Source organism: Pseudomonas sp. CC11G, assembly GCF_056174845.1.
Map to the genome: position 1 here is coordinate 19711 of NZ_JBWBZC010000016.1, position 15443 is coordinate 35153.

Here is a 15443-nt window from a genome sequence, read left to right on the forward strand (position 1 = left end):
CCATCGCGCTTTGTAAGCTTTTTGACACCTTCGTCTCAAGTCGCCTAAGTGCATCTTTTCTTTGCCATTTATTTGACTGTTTTTCCCGTCTTTTGCGTATCATGGCCATATGCCGGGTTAACTACGTCACAAATTGCGAAACGTGACCATACTCTTAGGCTGGGGCCTACACGGATGTTTCTCCCCCATTCAGACTTTTGCTAAACCTTTTGTTAGCACCACTAAACTGGAAGTGCGTGAATACTTACGCAGTGGTGTGAACATGGAGCGGTAATTACCGGGAGGCGTCGATGGTGCAGGTTCGACATTTATTACTTGGCTTGGCATCTGGCTCGGCTTTGTATTCGGGGTTGGTGTCCGCGTTGGGCTTGGGCGACGTCACCCTGCACTCGGCCCTCAATCAGCCGCTGGAGGCTGATATCGAGTTGCTGGAGGTTGGCGACCTCGACGCCAGCGACATGCACGTGCGTATCGCCCCCGACGCCGTGTATGCGCGCTCCGGCGTCGAACGTATCTATTTCCTCAACGACTTGCGCTTTACCCCGATATTGCGCGGTGGCAAAAGCGTGATTCGCGTGGTGTCCAGCAAGCCGGTCCGTGAGCCGTACCTGAACTTCATCGTCGAGCTGGCGCGGCCCAATGGCCAGCTGTACCGCGAATACACCGTACTGCTCGATCCGCCCAATGCATCGGCTTACAACAGCGTGGCGGCCACCCGTCGGCAGCCAACGCCGGCGCTTCGACCCAGTCCCGTACTACTGCAGCCGCTGCCCCGGCCAAACCTCATCAGGCGCCGCCGTCCAAGCTCGGCAAACGTTATGTGGTCGCCAATGGCGACAGCCTGTGGACCATCGCTTCGCGCCTGCGCGCTCAAGGCAGCAAAGAATCCCAGCAACAACTGATGGCCGATATCCACGCCCTCAATCCCCAGTCGTTTGGCGGCAGCGATATGAGCCGCCTGCAAGTAGGCGCCAATCTGCTTCTGCCCGACGGCGCGCCAGTGGCCGCCGCTGCGCCGGCCGATGCCCCAGAGGCGCCGCCAACGTTGAGCGTGGTCGGCGATGACGAGCTGCCCGCACCAGTGCCGAGCACGCCGCTCGACCCGCAAGCCGAGATGATCGTGCAGATGCAAAAGCGTCTGGACAACCAACTGGCCCAGAGCGCCGACGAAAACACCAAACTGCAACAGTCCCTGGCCGACCTGACGGTGCAAGTGCAACTGCTGATGGAGCAGTCCGCCGCCAAAGACCAGCAGTTGGCCGAGCTCAAAGCTCAACTCAGCCGCCAGCAAGCGCCAGCACCCGCCGCCGACGCTTCCAGTCAGCCCGCTACGTCGGCTGCGGTGGCCGCTCCCGCACCTGCGCCAGCGCAAAGCAACTCCTGGTTCAACGCTGCCTGGGGCCTCGCCGGCCTGTTGCTGCTGGGTCTGCTCGGTCTGTTGTTCTGGCGCCGCAAGCGCGAGGAACCGGAGCCGTCCCCGGTCGTGGTGGTTACGCCCGCCGCCGTGGTTGAAGACGACGATGAGTTCGAACTCGACGATATGGTGACCCCGGCCGCCGCAGTCGCTCCTGTGGCCGCCGCGCCACGCGTGATCGTTGCGCCCTCCGAAGTGCGCCCCTCCAGCCCGACCGATACCCTGGAAGGCGCCAATATCTACATCGCCTACGGACGTTTCAGTGAGGCGGCCAGCAGCCTTCGCCGTGCTCTGGATGCGGAGCCGCAGCGCACCGATATCCGCTTCCGCTTGCTGGAAGTGCTGGCGCAAGTGGGCGATGCCCGCGGCTTCCAACAAGAAGAAGAGCTGCTGCTTGATGCCGGCTATGCCGACGCGCCGATTGCCCAGCTCAAGGCCCGTCACCCAGGTCTGTTCGACGGCACGCAAACGACGGCGGCGCAGTTCGATGTGCTCGACGACGCAGTGTTGGAGCTGGACGAGGCGCAACCCCTGGCCAGCCCGGCGTCGGCCGAAGAGGATCAGTTCAACCTCGACGACTTCTCCCTGGACCCCGACTGGGACCTGATCAGCCCGTTCTCCGCCAACGCCCGCAACAAGGCCGAAGCGGCGCAGAAAGCCAGCAATGACAGCGCACCGGTTGCCGACTTGGGCGCCGATCTGGGCAGCGCGCTCCCCGGCGCCGCCATGGTGGTAGAAGAAACCCACGACGAAGGCTGGTTTGGCGAAGGCCTGGACGACGACGCCTACCTGAACCAACCGGTGGTGGAAGAGAGCGCCTCGTTGGGCGACCTTGATCACCTCGAAGCGCGGCGCGACAACCTGGCCAAGTTCAATCAGGCCTTGGCCTATATCGAACAGGGCCACCTGGAAAGTGCCTGCGACATCCTTAATGAATTAATCAATGAGGGTGATGAGGAGCAGAAGCGTGAGGCCTCCAAGCTCCTGGCCAAGATTGCTTAAGCCTTACGTTTTCCAACTGCGTTCGCCGCAGCATTCTGGACCCCCGCCTGCGCGGGGGGGACGGAGACACTGATTACAGCTTCGTCATTCCCCCCCAGGCGGGAATCCAGAATGTGGCGTCGGACTCCATTGCCCAAGGCGCGTTATGACCCTCAAACCCGAAATCACCATCACCTACTGCACCCAATGCCAGTGGCTATTACGCGCTGCCTGGCTGGCGCAGGAGTTGTTGTCCACGTTCGGCGATGACCTGGGCAAGGTCAGCCTGCAACCCGGCACCGGTGGGGTCTTTGTGATTACCTGCAACGACGTGCAGATCTGGGAGCGCAAGGCCGACGGTGGTTTCCCGGAGGCCAAGGTATTGAAGCAGCGCGTACGCGATGTGATCGACCCCGAGCGCGACCTCGGCCATAACGACCGGGCCACGCCTGCGTCGGAGTGATCAGTTGATGCTGTAGCCGCGCCCGTTCAGGCAGGCGCCCAGGGCACGGCGGTAGTAGTCGGCGGCGTTTGGCGGCGGGGCGCTGGTGGCGCTGGCGGGGTCGAAGCCGCTCTGGCTGACCGCCCAGCTATGGCATTCGTAGCGATCGCGGGCCTGCTGGTCGGCGGTCTGGCCGCGAGCCGGGTAGGCGATCACGTCGTATGTGGTGGGCGGTACGCTGGCCACGGTTTGCGGCGCTTCGACCACCACGTATTGCCTGCGGTCGGCATTCCACATGTAGTAGGTACCGGCGGCCAGAAAATACAGCGCGCTGCCAATCCACAATTCCCGCGAAGCATCCGGCAAGCCATGGCCGTGGCCAGGTCCTGGGCCGCCCCAGCCTGGCCCCGGGCCGCCGGGACCACCAGGTCCGCCGCCGCCAGGGCCAGCCAGTGTCGGCAAGGTAATCAGGGCCAGGAGAAGGGCGACGCCAAAGCGCGGCAGTGAAGCGGTCATGGTGGTACTCCAGAAAGGCGAGGGGGCGTGATTTCGCCACCCATGGCCATTATCGAAGTGCCGCCGTTAACTGGGTGTCAGGCCTGGGTAAAGCCTGTGTAAACCCGTTGCTACATTGCTTGCCGTTAGGGTCTCGCGGCTTGAGCGTCGACCGGTTCCACGGCCTTGCCATCGCCCATGCGCGCCGACAGGAAGATCGCGAAAATGATCAACGCGCCGCCGGCCATCATCCGCACCGTCGGCGTTTCCGAGAAAATCAGCCAGGCGAAGGTAATGCCGTACACCGGCTCCAAGGCAAACACCACGGCCGCGGTGCGCGCCTTGAGCACGTCCAGGCTGGCCACGAAGAGGCTATGGGCGACGCCGGTGCAGAACACGCCGAGCAGGGCAATCCACAGCCAGTTCATCGCCGACACACTGGCAAGCTCCGGCGCGGCAAACGGCAGTAAGCACAGCGCAACCACCAGGTTCTGACACAGCGCCGATTGCACCGGCCCGACCTTGCCAGAGCCGGCCCGGTTAACCAGTGACAGCAGCGCAAACAGCAAGCCCGAGAGCACGCCCCAGAGCAGCCCGGTGGTGGCGCCGCTGGCCAGATTGAAGTCCGGCGTTACCAACACCAGGCCGATGCTGACCAGGCACACCAGCACGATTTCATTGCGGCGAATGCGCTCGCGGAAAATCAGCCCTTCGAGAATGACCGTCAGCGCCGGAAAGCTGGTGAAACCCAGGGTGGCGATGGCCACGCCAGCGACTTTCACCGAGATAAAAAAGCTCACCCAGTGCCCCGCCAACAGCACGCCACCCAGTGCCAGACGGCCCCAGTCATTGGCCCGCAGACGCTGCCAGGGAATACGCGCGATCAGCCCGGCAAACACCGCCAGCGCCAGCACGGCAAACAGCGCGCGGCCGAATACGATCATGCTCGGGGTGGTGGTGGCGAGCTTGCCCAGCACGCCGGTAAAGCCGAACATCAGGGCGCCGCAGTGCAGGGCGGTGAGGGCGGAGCGGTGGTTCATGTGGGAACTCGGTCAATCGATTGATAGAGGTCCTTGTGGAGAGGCTTCAGCCTCCTCCACAAAAAGCCAGGAAAACGTTCAGGCCAGGCGAGTGCCGTTAGGCAACGGATGCTCGAAGCTGGCCAAGACTACCCGATTTTCCGCGTCGTACGCGCCGGTCACCAGCACCTCGGAGCGCACGCCGGCAATGGATTTGGGCGCGAAATTGCACACGCACAGCACCTGTTTGCCGATCAGGCTCTCTACGCTGTAGTGGTCGGTAATCTGCGCGCTGGAGGTTTTCAGGCCGAGCGGGCCGAGGTCGAGTTGCAGCACATACGCAGGCTTGCGCGCTTTGACGTTGGGCTCGGCTTTGAGCACCGTGCCCACGCGCAGCTCCACGCGCTCGAAGTCTTGCCACTCGATGGTGTCCATCGCCCGTTCCCCAATGCTGATCGATCGCCGCAGTGTAGGGAGCGCCGCGCGCCGTGTCTGTCGCCAGACTCGCGGCGATTGTCGTCAGGCTATTGGTCGCGGCGCAGTTGCCGCGGCGTGGTGCCGGTGTGGCGGGCGAGGGCGGCGGTAAAGGCGCTTTGCGAGGTGTAGCCGACGCGCTGGGCAATTTCGCCCACAGCCAGTTGCGTATCGCGCAGCAATTGCATGCCCTGTTGCAGGCGACGGTGGCGCACGTAGTCCATCGGCGTTTGCCCGGTTTGCTGCAGAAAACGGGCATGAAAACGCGCTGCCGACAGCCCGCTCAGGCGCGCCAGATCGGCCACCTGCAAGGGGTGGGCGGCATGCCGATCGATGTACGTGTTCAGGCTGGCCAGCGGCAGTTCATTGCGCTCGGCGTGCGTCGCCGGGGCGCTGGCCAGGCTGGCCAACAGCAGCGCGGCACCTTGCTGGGCGATGACGGGGTCGTGAATCGGGCTGTTGACCAGCCAGCTCAGCAACTGCTGCTGGGAGCTGCCGAGGGTGAGCGTTTGCGGGCTGTCGAGCAGGCGTTGGCCGTTCTCGGCGTGGCTGCCGAGGCGGCTGTGCAGCCAGGCGCTGTCGGGCACATCGAACACCATGCAATCGCTGCCTTCACGGCTTTCACAGGCGTGGTGCGAACCGCTGGGAATCACCAGTAATTGCTGGCCGCGCAACAGGCTACCGTGGCCTTCTACTTCAAATTCCAGGCGACCGCTCAAGCCGAAGACGATTTGCGCATGCTCGTGGCTATGGGCAATCAGCTCATCGCTGTAATGACGCAGGGACAGAATCGAGTGCATGGCAGGTTCCTCGGCAGAGAAGCGCAGTTTACCTCTGGTAACGGCGTAGGAAAGCACTGTCATCAGTTTGCCTTGTGCTTGTAATACCCAGGTCACCGCCAGGCCTCAACCTCGGCTAAACCCTGCCGGAGGCCGCCCCATGAGCAGCGCTCAGCTCGCAAAACCTAGCCGTAAACAACGTGTACGTACCCTGTGGATTTCGGATGTGCACTTGGGCACCAAGGATTGCCAGGCTGAACACCTGTCGCAGTTCCTCAAGCGCTACCAGGCCGACAAGGTGTACCTGGTGGGCGACATCATTGACGGCTGGCGCCTGCGCAGCGGTATTTTCTGGCCCCAGGCCCACACCAATGTGATTCGTCGTTTGCTCACCATGAGCAAGCGCGGCACCGAGGTGGTGTATGTCACCGGAAACCACGACGAGTTTCTGCGTCGCTACTCCAAGCTGATTCTCGGCAATATCCAACTGGTGGATGAGGCCGAACACATCACCGCCGACGGCCGCCGTCTGCTGGTGGTGCACGGCGACCAGTTCGATGTGATCACCCGCTACCACCGCTGGCTGGCCTTTCTCGGCGACTCGGCCTACGAATTCACGCTGACCCTCAACCGCTGGCTCAACCACTGGCGGCGCAAGTATGGCTACGGCTACTGGTCGCTGTCGGCGTACCTCAAGCACAAGGTCAAAACTGCGGTGAATTTCATCAGCGACTTTGAAGAAGCCATTGCCCACGAGTGCACCAAGCGCGGCTTCAATGGCGTGATCTGCGGCCATATCCACCACGCCGAAATTCGCCAGATGGGCGACGTGGAATACATGAACTGCGGCGACTGGGTGGAAAGCTGCACGGCTTTGATCGAACACCTGGACGGCAGCATCGAGCTGTATCGCCTGGCCGATGATCAGGCGCGCCAGGCGCAGATCGCTGAACAGGAACGAGCGGCCGCTGCCGTGGCAGGTGCGGCAGTTGGCGTGGCCATGGCGAGCGAGGCTGCCAGCGTAACCGCGCGCGAAACCGTCGTATGAGGATTTTGATCGTCAGCGACGCCTGGTCGCCGCAGGTCAGCGGCGTGGTCACCAGCTTGCAGGCCCTGATTGCCGAGCTGCGTGGTTTGGGGCACTTGGTGAAGCTGCTGTCGCCGGCAGACTTTCGCCATGTGCCGTGTCCGACTTACCCGGAAATTCCCTTGGCGTGGGATGTCTGGAACGTCGGCGCGGCGATTCGCGACTTTCGCCCCGACTGTGTGCACCTGGCCACCGAAGGTCCATTGGGCTGGACCGCGCGCCGTTGGCTGAAGAAGCGCGGCCTGGCGTTTTCCAGCGCCATTCACACCCGTTTCCCCGAGTACGTGCATACCCGCTGGCCGCGTATTCCGTTGGCCTGGGGCTACGCGTATTTACGCCGCTTTCACCGGCCGAGTCAGGCGGTATTGGTGACCACCGAACGGTTGCGCGCGGAGTTTCATGGCTGGGGGCTGCAGCGCCTGCAGTTGTGGCGTAAGGGCGTGGATCTGGCGCGCTTTCAGGCGGCGGTGGAGGTGCCGAAGCGTCTGGTATTTCTGTATGTCGGTCGGGTGGCGCCGGAGAAAAATCTAGAGGCGTTTCTGACCCTGGATCTGCCCGGTGAAAAGCAGGTGATCGGTGATGGCCCGCAACGCGCCGAACTCGAAGCCCGTTATCCGCACGTGCGTTTTCTGGGGTATCAGCATGGGCAGGCGTTGGCGCACGCTTACAGCGCTGCCAGTGTGCTGGTGTTTCCCTCGCGCACTGACACCTATGGGCTGGTGATGCTCGAAGCACTGGCCTGTGGCACGCCGGTGGCAGCTTTCCCGGTGCCGGGGCCGCTGGATGTGTTGGAGCAGGGCATTAGCGGGGTGATGGACGAGAATTTGCGCAGTGCTTGCCTGGCGGCGTTGAGCCTGGATCGGCAGCGGTGTGCATTGACGGCGCAGAAACTATCGTGGCGCGCGTCGGCGTTGGAGTTTCTGGCGCAGCAGCCGTTGTTGGATGGGGAGTTGGTTGAGGTGGGGGTTGAGGTGGTGGCGTAGGTTGGGTTGAGCCTCCGGCGAAGCCCAACGATACAAAGAAGTTCGCCACAACACAGTTGTCAAACAGGACCGTCGAAAGTCTCCAGTTGCCTGGACAGCTCGCGCAACGTTGGGCTTCGCGTTGCTCAACCCAACCTACACAATCACCTTATCCCGCAACTTCTCCGCCGCCAGGCTCAGCGCCTGAATCACCCGCTCCTTGTCGTAGTTCTGAATGCCGTTGGTATCCAGGTACATGGAGAAGCCGGGTAACTCATGCTCGACATAGCTGGAGGCAGCGCCCAGGTCACGGCGAAAATCCACCACCTGATAAATCTGCACCGGCCGGGTAAAGCCTTTGACGGTGATCTGGCCTTTGTCGCGGCACATGATCACGTCTTTGATCAACGAATAGGTTTCGTGGGAAATCAGAATTTCGCCCGACTCGGCCGCGCTTTCCAGGCGGCTGGCGAGGTTCACGTCGCGGCCGATGATGGTGTAGTCCATGCGCGTATCGGCGCCGAAGTTGCCCACGGTGCAGTAGCCGGTGTTCAGCCCCATGCGAATTTCCAGCGGTTTGGTAATGCCCTGGGCGCGCCACTGTTGGCGCAGCACTTTCATATGTTTGCGCATGGCGATGGCCATGGACACCGCATTTACCGCGTCTTTCTTGGCGCCTTGGCTGGCCGGGTCGCCGAAGAACACCATCACGCAATCACCAATGAACTTGTCGATGGTGCCACCGTACTTGAGGGTGATCTTTGACATTTCATTGAGGTAGGTGTTGAGCAGGTCGGTGAGGGCTTCGGCTTCCAACTCTTCGGAAAGCTCGGTAAAGCCTTTGATATCGGAGAAGAACACGGTCAGCTTTTTGCGCTGGGTTTCCAGGCGCACGGCTTTTTTGCCGCTGAAGATCGATTCCCACACCTGCGGCGACAAGTACTTGGCCAGGTTGCGCGCCAGGCGTGCGGCCTTTTCCTGCTCGCGCTTGATTTCGCCGCGGGCGATATCCAGGCGCAGGCTTTGTTGGTGCACAAAGTAGGCGGTGATGCAGATATACAAGGTGCTGAAGAGCACGCTGACAAACGATACCAGGGTCGGCGTTGTGGATTTGAGTTCTGGCTGAACGACAACCCCGGACAACACCATGGCGGCGACGGTAATCAATAGTGCCAGGCCCAGGTAACGCAGACCGCCGATGATCAGCGCGCTGAACACCAGGGTCAGCACAATCATCAGGCTGGGCACGACGGAGAAGCCCAGCAAAGCGATGGCCGCACCGCTATGCAGCGCGTCGATAAACAAAAGAACCAGATTGGTCTGTTGCGGATGGTCGCGTTTGAAGCGTTGGCTCAGGTGGTGAGCGAGATGGGGGTAGAGCAGGGCGTAGGGCACCATCCACAGGATGCTGTAGCCGAAATACTGAATAAAGCTGCCGGCCGCGATGCTGGCCGCCATGGCGATATAGGCCAATACCCGCGAGTAGTACTCACGAAGGGGCAAAGACGGTAAGTCAATCGGGCGCTCGATACTGGCTGACTTCATAGCGTTGACACGATCCCTGCTGGTTTTCTGGCGTCTCTGTAGGACGCCTTCGCTCTCTGCAAAACAGAGGCCATGCTTTTGATTGGTGGGGGATCATAACCAGCAAAAGTTTCAGCGCCAATAGCGCCCGCTGAAAGGCCGGAACCAAGGGCTCCAGCGGTTTTCGGCTGGCTTTATGCCATTACTCGGCGTGTTCAGTAGCAGCCTTGTAAACCGAGTTTTTCGGTTGGGCAAACACGCGGCGCAACATGGGTTCGAAAAACTCCAGCGGCAGGTGCTCGTATTCCGGGTCGAAGGCGGCGGCATCGTATTTGGCGCAGAACTCGATGGTCGGCAGGTATTGGGGGTGGTCTTTGAATTGCTCGCGCAGCAACCGGTCCATGCCCAGGTGATGGAAGAAGTAGTAGCCCTGGAAGATGCCGTGTTTTTCCACCATCCAGTGATTTTCCTCGCTAACGAACGGCTTGAGCATTGCCGCGGCAATATCCGGGTGGTTGAAAGTGGCCAGGGTGTCGCCGATGTCGTGTAGCAGCGCGCACACCACATATTCCTCGTCACGGCCGTCGCGGTGGGCGCGGGTGGCGGTTTGCAGGGAGTGAGTGAGGCGGTCTACCGGAAAACCCCCAAAGTCGCCGTCGAGCAGTTTGAGGTGGGTCATCACCCGGTCGGGGAGCTGTTTGGCGAAGGCCATAAAGTCTTGGGCGATGATTGCCCAGTCTTCAGCGGTGCCATCTTTCATATGGGTAAAACGGGCGTGAGCGTTCATCAGGGTTCTCCGCTGGCCACTCATTGGCGGCTTTTTGTTGTTAGGCGTTGAGGCGTTTCAGAACTTGATGCGGCCGGTAAAGGCATCTTTCAACATGACCCAATCACCGGCGAGGCTGTACAGGGGATAGTCGAAAGTCGCTGGGCGATTCTTCTCGAAAATAAAATGCCCCACCCAGGCAAAGCCATAGCCGGCCAGCGGCATGGCCAGCAGCCACAGCCAGTGTTGGGTGAACAGGGCGTAGCCGAGAATGCTCAGCACCAGCAGGCTACCCACGTAATGCAGGCGGCGGCATACGGGGTTGCTGTGCTCTTGCAGGTAGTAGGGGTAGAACTGCGCAAAGCTGGTGAAACGTTCGGCGGCTTGCGTGCTCATGGCACACCTCCTGTTGTTGTCGTATGTAGGGCACGGTGCAATAAAGTGTAGGCCGAGTGTCTTCGTGGGCCAGTGACAATCAGCGCCACTTTGTTATCTTTGCGCACGTTGCGCGTTTACGCGGTTCCCCCAAGCACACCAGAACAAGAACTCTTGCATGAGCGAACGTACGACCTCTTCGAGTTGGGTACTGGCCATCGTCAATGGCCTGGAGATGGGTGGCGTCGATTGCCGCCAGCTCTTCGGCGAGCTGGGCCTGGATTACGAGGCGCTGTCCGACCCCGATGCGCGCTTCTCCCAGGACGGCATGACCCGCGTGTGGGGCCGCGCCGTGCAGGTGTCGGGCAACCCGGCCATCGGCCTGAACCTGGCCAAGGTGGTGCGCCCGGCGTCGTTTCATGTGGTGGGCTATGCGTGCATGTCCAGCCGCACGTTGAAGGAAGCCTTCACCCGTCTGGTGCGCTTTCAGCGAATTATTGCCGAAGGGGCCGACCTCAATTTCCGCCCGCAGCCTGATGGCTATGCGCTAACGCTGGCCATTCACGGCGACCGTCTGATTCCCGCGCGGCAAAGCGCCGAGGCTTCGCTGGCCTATACCTTGGCATTCTGCCGCTGGATAACCGGCAAGGAACTGCGCCCGCTGAAGGTGTGTTTTCAGGGCGAACCGCCGGCCGATCTGGCGCCGTATCAGCAGGTGTTCCAGGCGCCCTTGCAATTCAATGCCGAGCACTATGCGCTGGTGTTCGAACGGGCCGATCTGGATGCGCCGATTCCCAGTGCCAACCTGGCATTGGCGCAATTGCATGACCGTTTTGCCGGCGAGTACCTGGCGCGTTTTTCCGAAAGCCGCATGACCCATCAGGCCCGCCAGTTGTTGTGCCGCTTGCTGCCGCAAGGCGAACCCAAGCGCGACACTGTGGCCCAGGCGCTGCACCTGTCGCAGCGCACCTTGCAGCGGCGTCTGCAGGAAGAAGGCACGAGCTTTCAGCAATTGCTGGATGACACGCGGCGCGAGCTGGCGGTGCAATACCTGGCCCAGCCCGACCTGACGTTATTGGAGATTGCCTACCTGCTGGGCTTCGCCGACCCGAGCAACTTCTTTCGCGCGTTCCGCCGTTGGTTCGACAGCACGCCGGGCGAGTACCGCGCGCAGATGTAGGTTGTGTGACGTAGGTTGGGTTGAGCACAGCGAAGCCCAACATAGTGATCGTTGGGCTTCGCCTTTGGCTCAACCCAACCTACGCGAGACCAGCCGATTGCTTAATGCCGCCAGAACGCCGGCACAAACAACACCAGCACGGTGATGATTTCCAGCCGCCCCAGCAGCATGCCAAACGACAGCAGCCACTTGGCGCCATCCGGCAGGCTGGCGAAGTTGCCGGCCGGGCCAATCACTTCACCCAAACCCGGCCCCACGCCCGACACCGTGCTGGCCGCGCCGGTGAGCGCGGTTATCCAGTCCAGCCCCATTAGCGACAAGCCCAAGGCCATGCCGCTGATGGTGATGGCGAAAAAGAACGAGAAGGTCAGAATCGAGCGCACCACGTCTTCGTCGAGGCGGTGGCCGTTGTAGTTCTGTTTGATCACCGCGCGCGGGTGAATCAGTTGATGCAGGTTGGCGCGTAGCAGGATGTAGGCCACCTGAAACCGGAAGATCTTGATCCCGCCCGCCGTCGAACCCGAGCAGCCGCCGATAAAGCCCAGGTAGAAAAAGATCATCAACGAGAAATTGCCCCACAGGCTGTAGTCGCCGAGGGCAAAGCCGGTGGTGGTGACGACCGAGGTGACGTTCACGGCCACATGGCGCAAAGCGTCGTACCAAGGCAGATCGGTGGTCGCCCAGTACCAGAGCGTCATCACCAGCCAAGTGGCAAGCAGAAGGCCGATAAAACCGCGCACTTGTTCATCGCGAAACAGCGCCTTGCGATTGCCTCGTAATGTGGCGACGTACAGGGCAAACGGCAGGCTGCCGAGAATCATCAGCACCACCGCCACCCAGTGCACGGCCGGCTGCGGCCAGTGCGCCAGGGATTGGTCCGAGGTGGAAAACCCGCCAGTGGAAATCGCCGACATCGCATGGTTTATCGCATCGAACCAGCTCATGCCCGCCAGCCACAACGCCACGGTGCCGAGCAGGGTGATGCCGGTGTACGCCAGGGCGATGTACTTGGCCACCATGTGGGAACGCGGCATTACTTTTTCTGAGCGGTCGGATGACTCGGTCTGGAACAGGCGCATGCCACCGATGCGCAGCAGCGGCAGAATCGCTACCGCCATCCCGATAAAACCGATACCGCCGAGCCAGTGCAGCAAGGAGCGCCAGATCAGAATGCCGGGAGACATGTGGTCCAACCCGCTCAACACCGTAGAGCCGGTGGCGGTAATGCCGGACATGCTTTCAAAAAAGGAGTCGGTGTAGCTGATGTGCTGGGTCAGCAGAAACGGCAGCGCGGCAAAAATGCACACGGCAATCCAGCTGCTGACCGTGAGCATGTACATGTCCCGCGGGCGCAGGTGCACATGCTCAGGCTTGCCCGGCAACACCAGCGCTAAGCCTGCGAGAAAGGTGATCAGGCTGGACCAGAGGAAGGTGTTGATCTCTGCAGCGCGGTTGAAAATCAGCAGGGTCGCCACTGGTACCACCATGCTGATGGCCAGGGTGATCAGGAAGATGCCGATGATAAAACCAATGGTGCGCAGCGTCGGTGAGACCATGCAGAGAGGCTCTGGAAAGGACAGTCACGCATTCTAGCGATAACCCGTGCGGCAACGCGCGTGGTTTCTTGCATCTACGGGTTTGCAGCTAAATCGGCCCGGCTATTTTCCGTTTCACCCACTAGAATGCCCGCTGTACCTATTCAGGAGATGGCCCCCCATGGATGCGCTTGATGCTTTGCTCAACCGTGTTTCCGCGCCCCGTTTGACCGAACCCGCCCCCGATCAACTGCAACGCCAGGTGCTGTTTCGCGCCGCGTTGCGCGCTCCAGACCACGGGCAATTGCGCCCGTGGCGGTTTCTGACCATCGAAGGCAGCGACCGTGATCAGCTCGGCGAGCTGTTCGCCTCGGCCCTCGGTGCCGATGCCACGCCGAGGCGTTGGCCAAGGCCCTGGCCATGCCGTTGCGTGCGCCGCTGCTGGTGGTGGTGATTGCTCGCGTGCAGGAGCACCCAAAGGTGCCGGCCCAGGAGCAAGTGTTAGCGGCTGGCTGCGCCGCCCACGGAATTTTGCTGGCTGCCCATGCGCAAGGCATTGGTGCGGTGTGGCGCACCGGCGAGCTGTCGTACAACGCGCGTGTGGCCAAAGGCCTGGGGTTGGCGAGCAACGAACAGATCATTGCCTTTCTCTATCTCGGCAAGCCGGAGCGGGAATTGCGTACGCCGCAGGATCTGCCGATTGAAGAGTTTGTGCAGGCGTGGCCGTAATTACCGGTCGAAAAGCATCCAGGCTGAAGCCTCTCCCACACTGACTGCAATACCTTGTGGGGGAGAGTTCAGCTTCGATCCCTGCAAAAGACGGTTTTGAAGGGGAACATTTGACGAATCGCCTTACGCAAAGGCCATCCTGCGCTAGGCTTGCAAGGCGGCGCAGCGTATGATGCGCGCCCGCTGGCGAGTCCTCGCTGGCGGCGAATCGTTACTACACCGGGAGGTGCCCAGAATGAGTGAGTCGGAAGAATACAGCCCAGCAGGGGAAAAACTGCAGAAAGTCCTGGCCCGTATTGGCATGGGTTCACGTCGCGACGTTGAAGCCTGGATTGCCGAAGGCCGCGTCAAGGTCAATGGCAACGTAGCCGCCTTGGGTCAACGCGTTGACCTGCATGACGCCATCGCCGTCGATGGGCGATTGCTCAAACGCGAAGAAGCCAGCGAAGAAACCCGCCGCGTGCTGATCTACAACAAGCCGGACGGCGAGATCTGCACCCGCGACGACCCGGAAGGGCGTCCCACCGTTTTCGACCGATTGCCGCGCCCGAAAGATGGCCGCTGGATCAATATCGGTCGCCTCGACATCAACACCACCGGTTTGCTGATGTTCACCACCGACGGTGAGCTGGCCAACCGCTTGATGCACCCCTCGTATCAGATGGACCGCGAATACGCCGTGCGCGTACGCGGTGAAGTCGATGAGGAAATGATCGAACGTCTTAAAGCCGGCGTGATGCTTGAAGACGGCCCGGCGAAGTTCACCGACGTGCAGGTTGCCCCGGGTGGCGAAGGTTTCAACCATTGGTACCACTGCGTGGTGATGGAAGGCCGTAACCGCGAAGTACGTCGCCTGTGGGAATCGCAGGGTCTGGTGGTCAGCCGTCTGAAGCGCGTGCGTTTTGGTCCGGTGTTTCTGACGTCCGACTTGACCATGGGCCGCTGGCGCGAAATGAGCCAACGTGAAGTGGACATTCTCGCTGCCGAAGTCGGCCTGACGTCGGTGCAGCAAGAGGGCATGAAGCAAAAGACCAAGGAAAACTCGACCGCTTGCAGCGCAAGTCGGCCAAGCCGGTTGGCCGTGGCACACGCCCGGAGCGTACCTTGCGTCCGGCATTGGATGGCGGCCCGGAGCGACCGGCCCGTGCACCGCGTGGTGAGGGTGCTGAGCGTCCAGCTCGTGCTCCACGTGGTGACGGTGCAGATCGTCCGGTGCGCGCTCCACGTGGTGAGGGTGCTGAGCGTCCGGTACGTACGCCACGTGGCGACGGTGCTGATCGCCCTGTGCGTACTCCGCGTGGTGAAGGCGCTGACCGTCCAGCGCGTACGCCGCGTCCGGAAAACGGTGAGCGTCCGCAGCGTAGCGGTCCGCGTCCGGATTCCGCTCCGCGTGGTCGTGGCACGCCGGTTGCTGAGCGCCCGAGCGATACCAACAAGAAACGTCCGGCCAAGCCGGTGCGTGTGGGTATCGAGTTGGCTGATCGCCGGCGCGTAAACCGGCGCCCAAGCGCGGTGGCCCTTCGGGTGGTGCTGGTCAGCGTCCGGGGTTTGGGCGTAAGCCGAAGTAAACCGTTAGGACCAATCGAGGCTGAAGCCTCTCCTACAAGGGACCGCGATCTCCTGTAGGAGAGGCTTCAGCCTCGAGCTTTTGATCTTCAGGTTCAGGCATAAAAAAACGGGG

General features: G+C 61.5%; 13 protein-coding genes and 3 pseudogenes. 8 read left to right on the plus strand and 8 right to left on the minus strand.

The features are described 5' to 3' along the window. The first annotated feature begins 290 nt into the window (after positions 1 to 290). The 3 genes from AC0V2S_RS18215 to AC0V2S_RS18225 all read left to right on the plus strand — a co-directional run bounded on the left by AC0V2S_RS18215 (position 291) and on the right by AC0V2S_RS18225 (position 2858). Positions 291 to 902, plus strand: a complete 612-nt coding sequence (locus tag AC0V2S_RS18215) for a type IV pilus assembly protein FimV (RefSeq protein WP_475510958.1) — start codon at positions 291 to 293, stop codon at positions 900 to 902. Continuing rightward, entirely contained in the window at positions 821 to 2416 is a 1596-nt protein-coding gene (locus tag AC0V2S_RS18220) for a FimV/HubP family polar landmark protein (protein WP_475510959.1), read from the plus strand. The genes AC0V2S_RS18215 and AC0V2S_RS18220 overlap by 82 nt, the downstream gene beginning before the upstream one ends. A gap of 145 nt (positions 2417 to 2561) precedes the next feature. Beyond that, the gene (locus AC0V2S_RS18225; RefSeq protein WP_475510960.1) at positions 2562 to 2858 is read left to right on the plus strand and encodes an Rdx family protein; all 297 of its coding nucleotides are present in this window, start codon (positions 2562 to 2564) and stop codon (positions 2856 to 2858) included. On the opposite strand, the gene AC0V2S_RS18230 is transcribed toward AC0V2S_RS18225, so the two are convergent. From AC0V2S_RS18230 to AC0V2S_RS18245, 4 genes are all read right to left on the minus strand, one after another. Beyond that, the gene (locus AC0V2S_RS18230) at positions 2859 to 3353 is read right to left on the minus strand and encodes a hypothetical protein (protein WP_475510961.1); all 495 of its coding nucleotides are present in this window, start codon (positions 3351 to 3353) and stop codon (positions 2859 to 2861) included. Between the two features lie 125 nt (positions 3354 to 3478). Further along, on the minus strand, positions 3479 to 4372 hold the full coding sequence (locus AC0V2S_RS18235) for a DMT family transporter (protein WP_475510962.1): 894 nt from the start codon (positions 4370 to 4372) through the stop codon (positions 3479 to 3481). Positions 4373 to 4450: 78 nt separating this feature from the next. Continuing rightward, entirely contained in the window at positions 4451 to 4786 is a 336-nt protein-coding gene (locus tag AC0V2S_RS18240) for a tRNA-binding protein (RefSeq protein WP_475510963.1), read from the minus strand. A gap of 89 nt (positions 4787 to 4875) precedes the next feature. After that, positions 4876 to 5625 carry a helix-turn-helix transcriptional regulator gene (locus AC0V2S_RS18245; RefSeq protein ID WP_475510964.1) on the minus strand — a complete coding sequence of 250 codons (750 nt, stop codon included), beginning with the start codon at positions 5623 to 5625 and terminating at the stop codon, positions 4876 to 4878. 139 nt (positions 5626 to 5764) lie between these two features. On the opposite strand from AC0V2S_RS18245, the pseudogene AC0V2S_RS18250 reads away from it, so the two are divergent. Continuing rightward, positions 5765 to 6571: pseudogene (locus AC0V2S_RS18250) on the plus strand (UDP-2,3-diacylglucosamine diphosphatase); the annotation flags it as partial. Positions 6572 to 6648: 77 nt separating this feature from the next. Continuing rightward, entirely contained in the window at positions 6649 to 7674 is a 1026-nt protein-coding gene (locus tag AC0V2S_RS18255; protein WP_475510965.1) for a glycosyltransferase family 4 protein, read from the plus strand. Positions 7675 to 7809: 135 nt separating this feature from the next. Here the strand turns inward: AC0V2S_RS18255 and AC0V2S_RS18260 are convergent, their stop codons facing one another. The 3 genes from AC0V2S_RS18260 to AC0V2S_RS18270 all read right to left on the minus strand — a co-directional run bounded on the left by AC0V2S_RS18260 (position 7810) and on the right by AC0V2S_RS18270 (position 10339). Continuing rightward, positions 7810 to 9198 (minus strand): adenylate/guanylate cyclase domain-containing protein, encoded by a 1389-nt coding sequence (locus AC0V2S_RS18260; RefSeq protein ID WP_475510966.1) that lies wholly within the window; start codon positions 9196 to 9198, stop codon positions 7810 to 7812. A 181-nt stretch (positions 9199 to 9379) separates the two neighbouring features. Beyond that, positions 9380 to 9964: an HD domain-containing protein gene (locus tag AC0V2S_RS18265; RefSeq protein ID WP_475510967.1), complete on the minus strand. Its 585-nt coding sequence runs from the start codon at positions 9962 to 9964 to the stop codon at positions 9380 to 9382. A 57-nt stretch (positions 9965 to 10021) separates the two neighbouring features. Continuing rightward, on the minus strand, positions 10022 to 10339 hold the full coding sequence (locus tag AC0V2S_RS18270) for an Mpo1-like protein (protein WP_475510968.1): 318 nt from the start codon (positions 10337 to 10339) through the stop codon (positions 10022 to 10024). A gap of 157 nt (positions 10340 to 10496) precedes the next feature. On the opposite strand from AC0V2S_RS18270, the gene AC0V2S_RS18275 reads away from it, so the two are divergent. After that, on the plus strand, positions 10497 to 11498 hold the full coding sequence (locus AC0V2S_RS18275; RefSeq protein WP_475510969.1) for an AraC family transcriptional regulator: 1002 nt from the start codon (positions 10497 to 10499) through the stop codon (positions 11496 to 11498). A gap of 101 nt (positions 11499 to 11599) precedes the next feature. Here the strand turns inward: AC0V2S_RS18275 and AC0V2S_RS18280 are convergent, their stop codons facing one another. Then, positions 11600 to 13054 (minus strand): TrkH family potassium uptake protein, encoded by a 1455-nt coding sequence (locus AC0V2S_RS18280; RefSeq protein WP_475510970.1) that lies wholly within the window; start codon positions 13052 to 13054, stop codon positions 11600 to 11602. A gap of 160 nt (positions 13055 to 13214) precedes the next feature. Between AC0V2S_RS18280 and AC0V2S_RS18285 the strand changes: the two are divergent. Both AC0V2S_RS18285 and rluB read left to right on the plus strand, forming a co-directional pair. Beyond that, positions 13215 to 13762: pseudogene (locus AC0V2S_RS18285) on the plus strand (nitroreductase family protein). A 235-nt stretch (positions 13763 to 13997) separates the two neighbouring features. Then, positions 13998 to 15330 (plus strand): annotated as a pseudogene (gene rluB, locus AC0V2S_RS18290) (23S rRNA pseudouridine(2605) synthase RluB). Positions 15331 to 15443 lie beyond the last annotated feature (113 nt).

Excerpts from the sequence above, each read along its gene's own strand:
- AC0V2S_RS18225 (WP_475510960.1), top strand. The coding sequence starts at position 2,562 with ATGACCCTCAAACCCGAAATCACCATCACCTACTGCACCCAATGCCAG.
- AC0V2S_RS18270 (WP_475510968.1), bottom strand. The coding sequence starts at position 10,339 with ATGAGCACGCAAGCCGCCGAACGTTTCACCAGCTTTGCGCAGTTCTAC.
- AC0V2S_RS18230 (WP_475510961.1), bottom strand. The coding sequence starts at position 3,353 with ATGACCGCTTCACTGCCGCGCTTTGGCGTCGCCCTTCTCCTGGCCCTG.
- AC0V2S_RS18280 (WP_475510970.1), bottom strand. The coding sequence starts at position 13,054 with ATGGTCTCACCGACGCTGCGCACCATTGGTTTTATCATCGGCATCTTC.
- AC0V2S_RS18255 (WP_475510965.1), top strand. The coding sequence starts at position 6,649 with ATGAGGATTTTGATCGTCAGCGACGCCTGGTCGCCGCAGGTCAGCGGC.
- AC0V2S_RS18275 (WP_475510969.1), top strand. The coding sequence starts at position 10,497 with ATGAGCGAACGTACGACCTCTTCGAGTTGGGTACTGGCCATCGTCAAT.
- AC0V2S_RS18245 (WP_475510964.1), bottom strand. The coding sequence starts at position 5,625 with ATGCACTCGATTCTGTCCCTGCGTCATTACAGCGATGAGCTGATTGCC.
- AC0V2S_RS18240 (WP_475510963.1), bottom strand. The coding sequence starts at position 4,786 with ATGGACACCATCGAGTGGCAAGACTTCGAGCGCGTGGAGCTGCGCGTG.
- AC0V2S_RS18265 (WP_475510967.1), bottom strand. The coding sequence starts at position 9,964 with ATGAACGCTCACGCCCGTTTTACCCATATGAAAGATGGCACCGCTGAA.
- AC0V2S_RS18215 (WP_475510958.1), top strand. The coding sequence starts at position 291 with ATGGTGCAGGTTCGACATTTATTACTTGGCTTGGCATCTGGCTCGGCT.
- AC0V2S_RS18235 (WP_475510962.1), bottom strand. The coding sequence starts at position 4,372 with ATGAACCACCGCTCCGCCCTCACCGCCCTGCACTGCGGCGCCCTGATG.
- AC0V2S_RS18260 (WP_475510966.1), bottom strand. The coding sequence starts at position 9,198 with ATGAAGTCAGCCAGTATCGAGCGCCCGATTGACTTACCGTCTTTGCCC.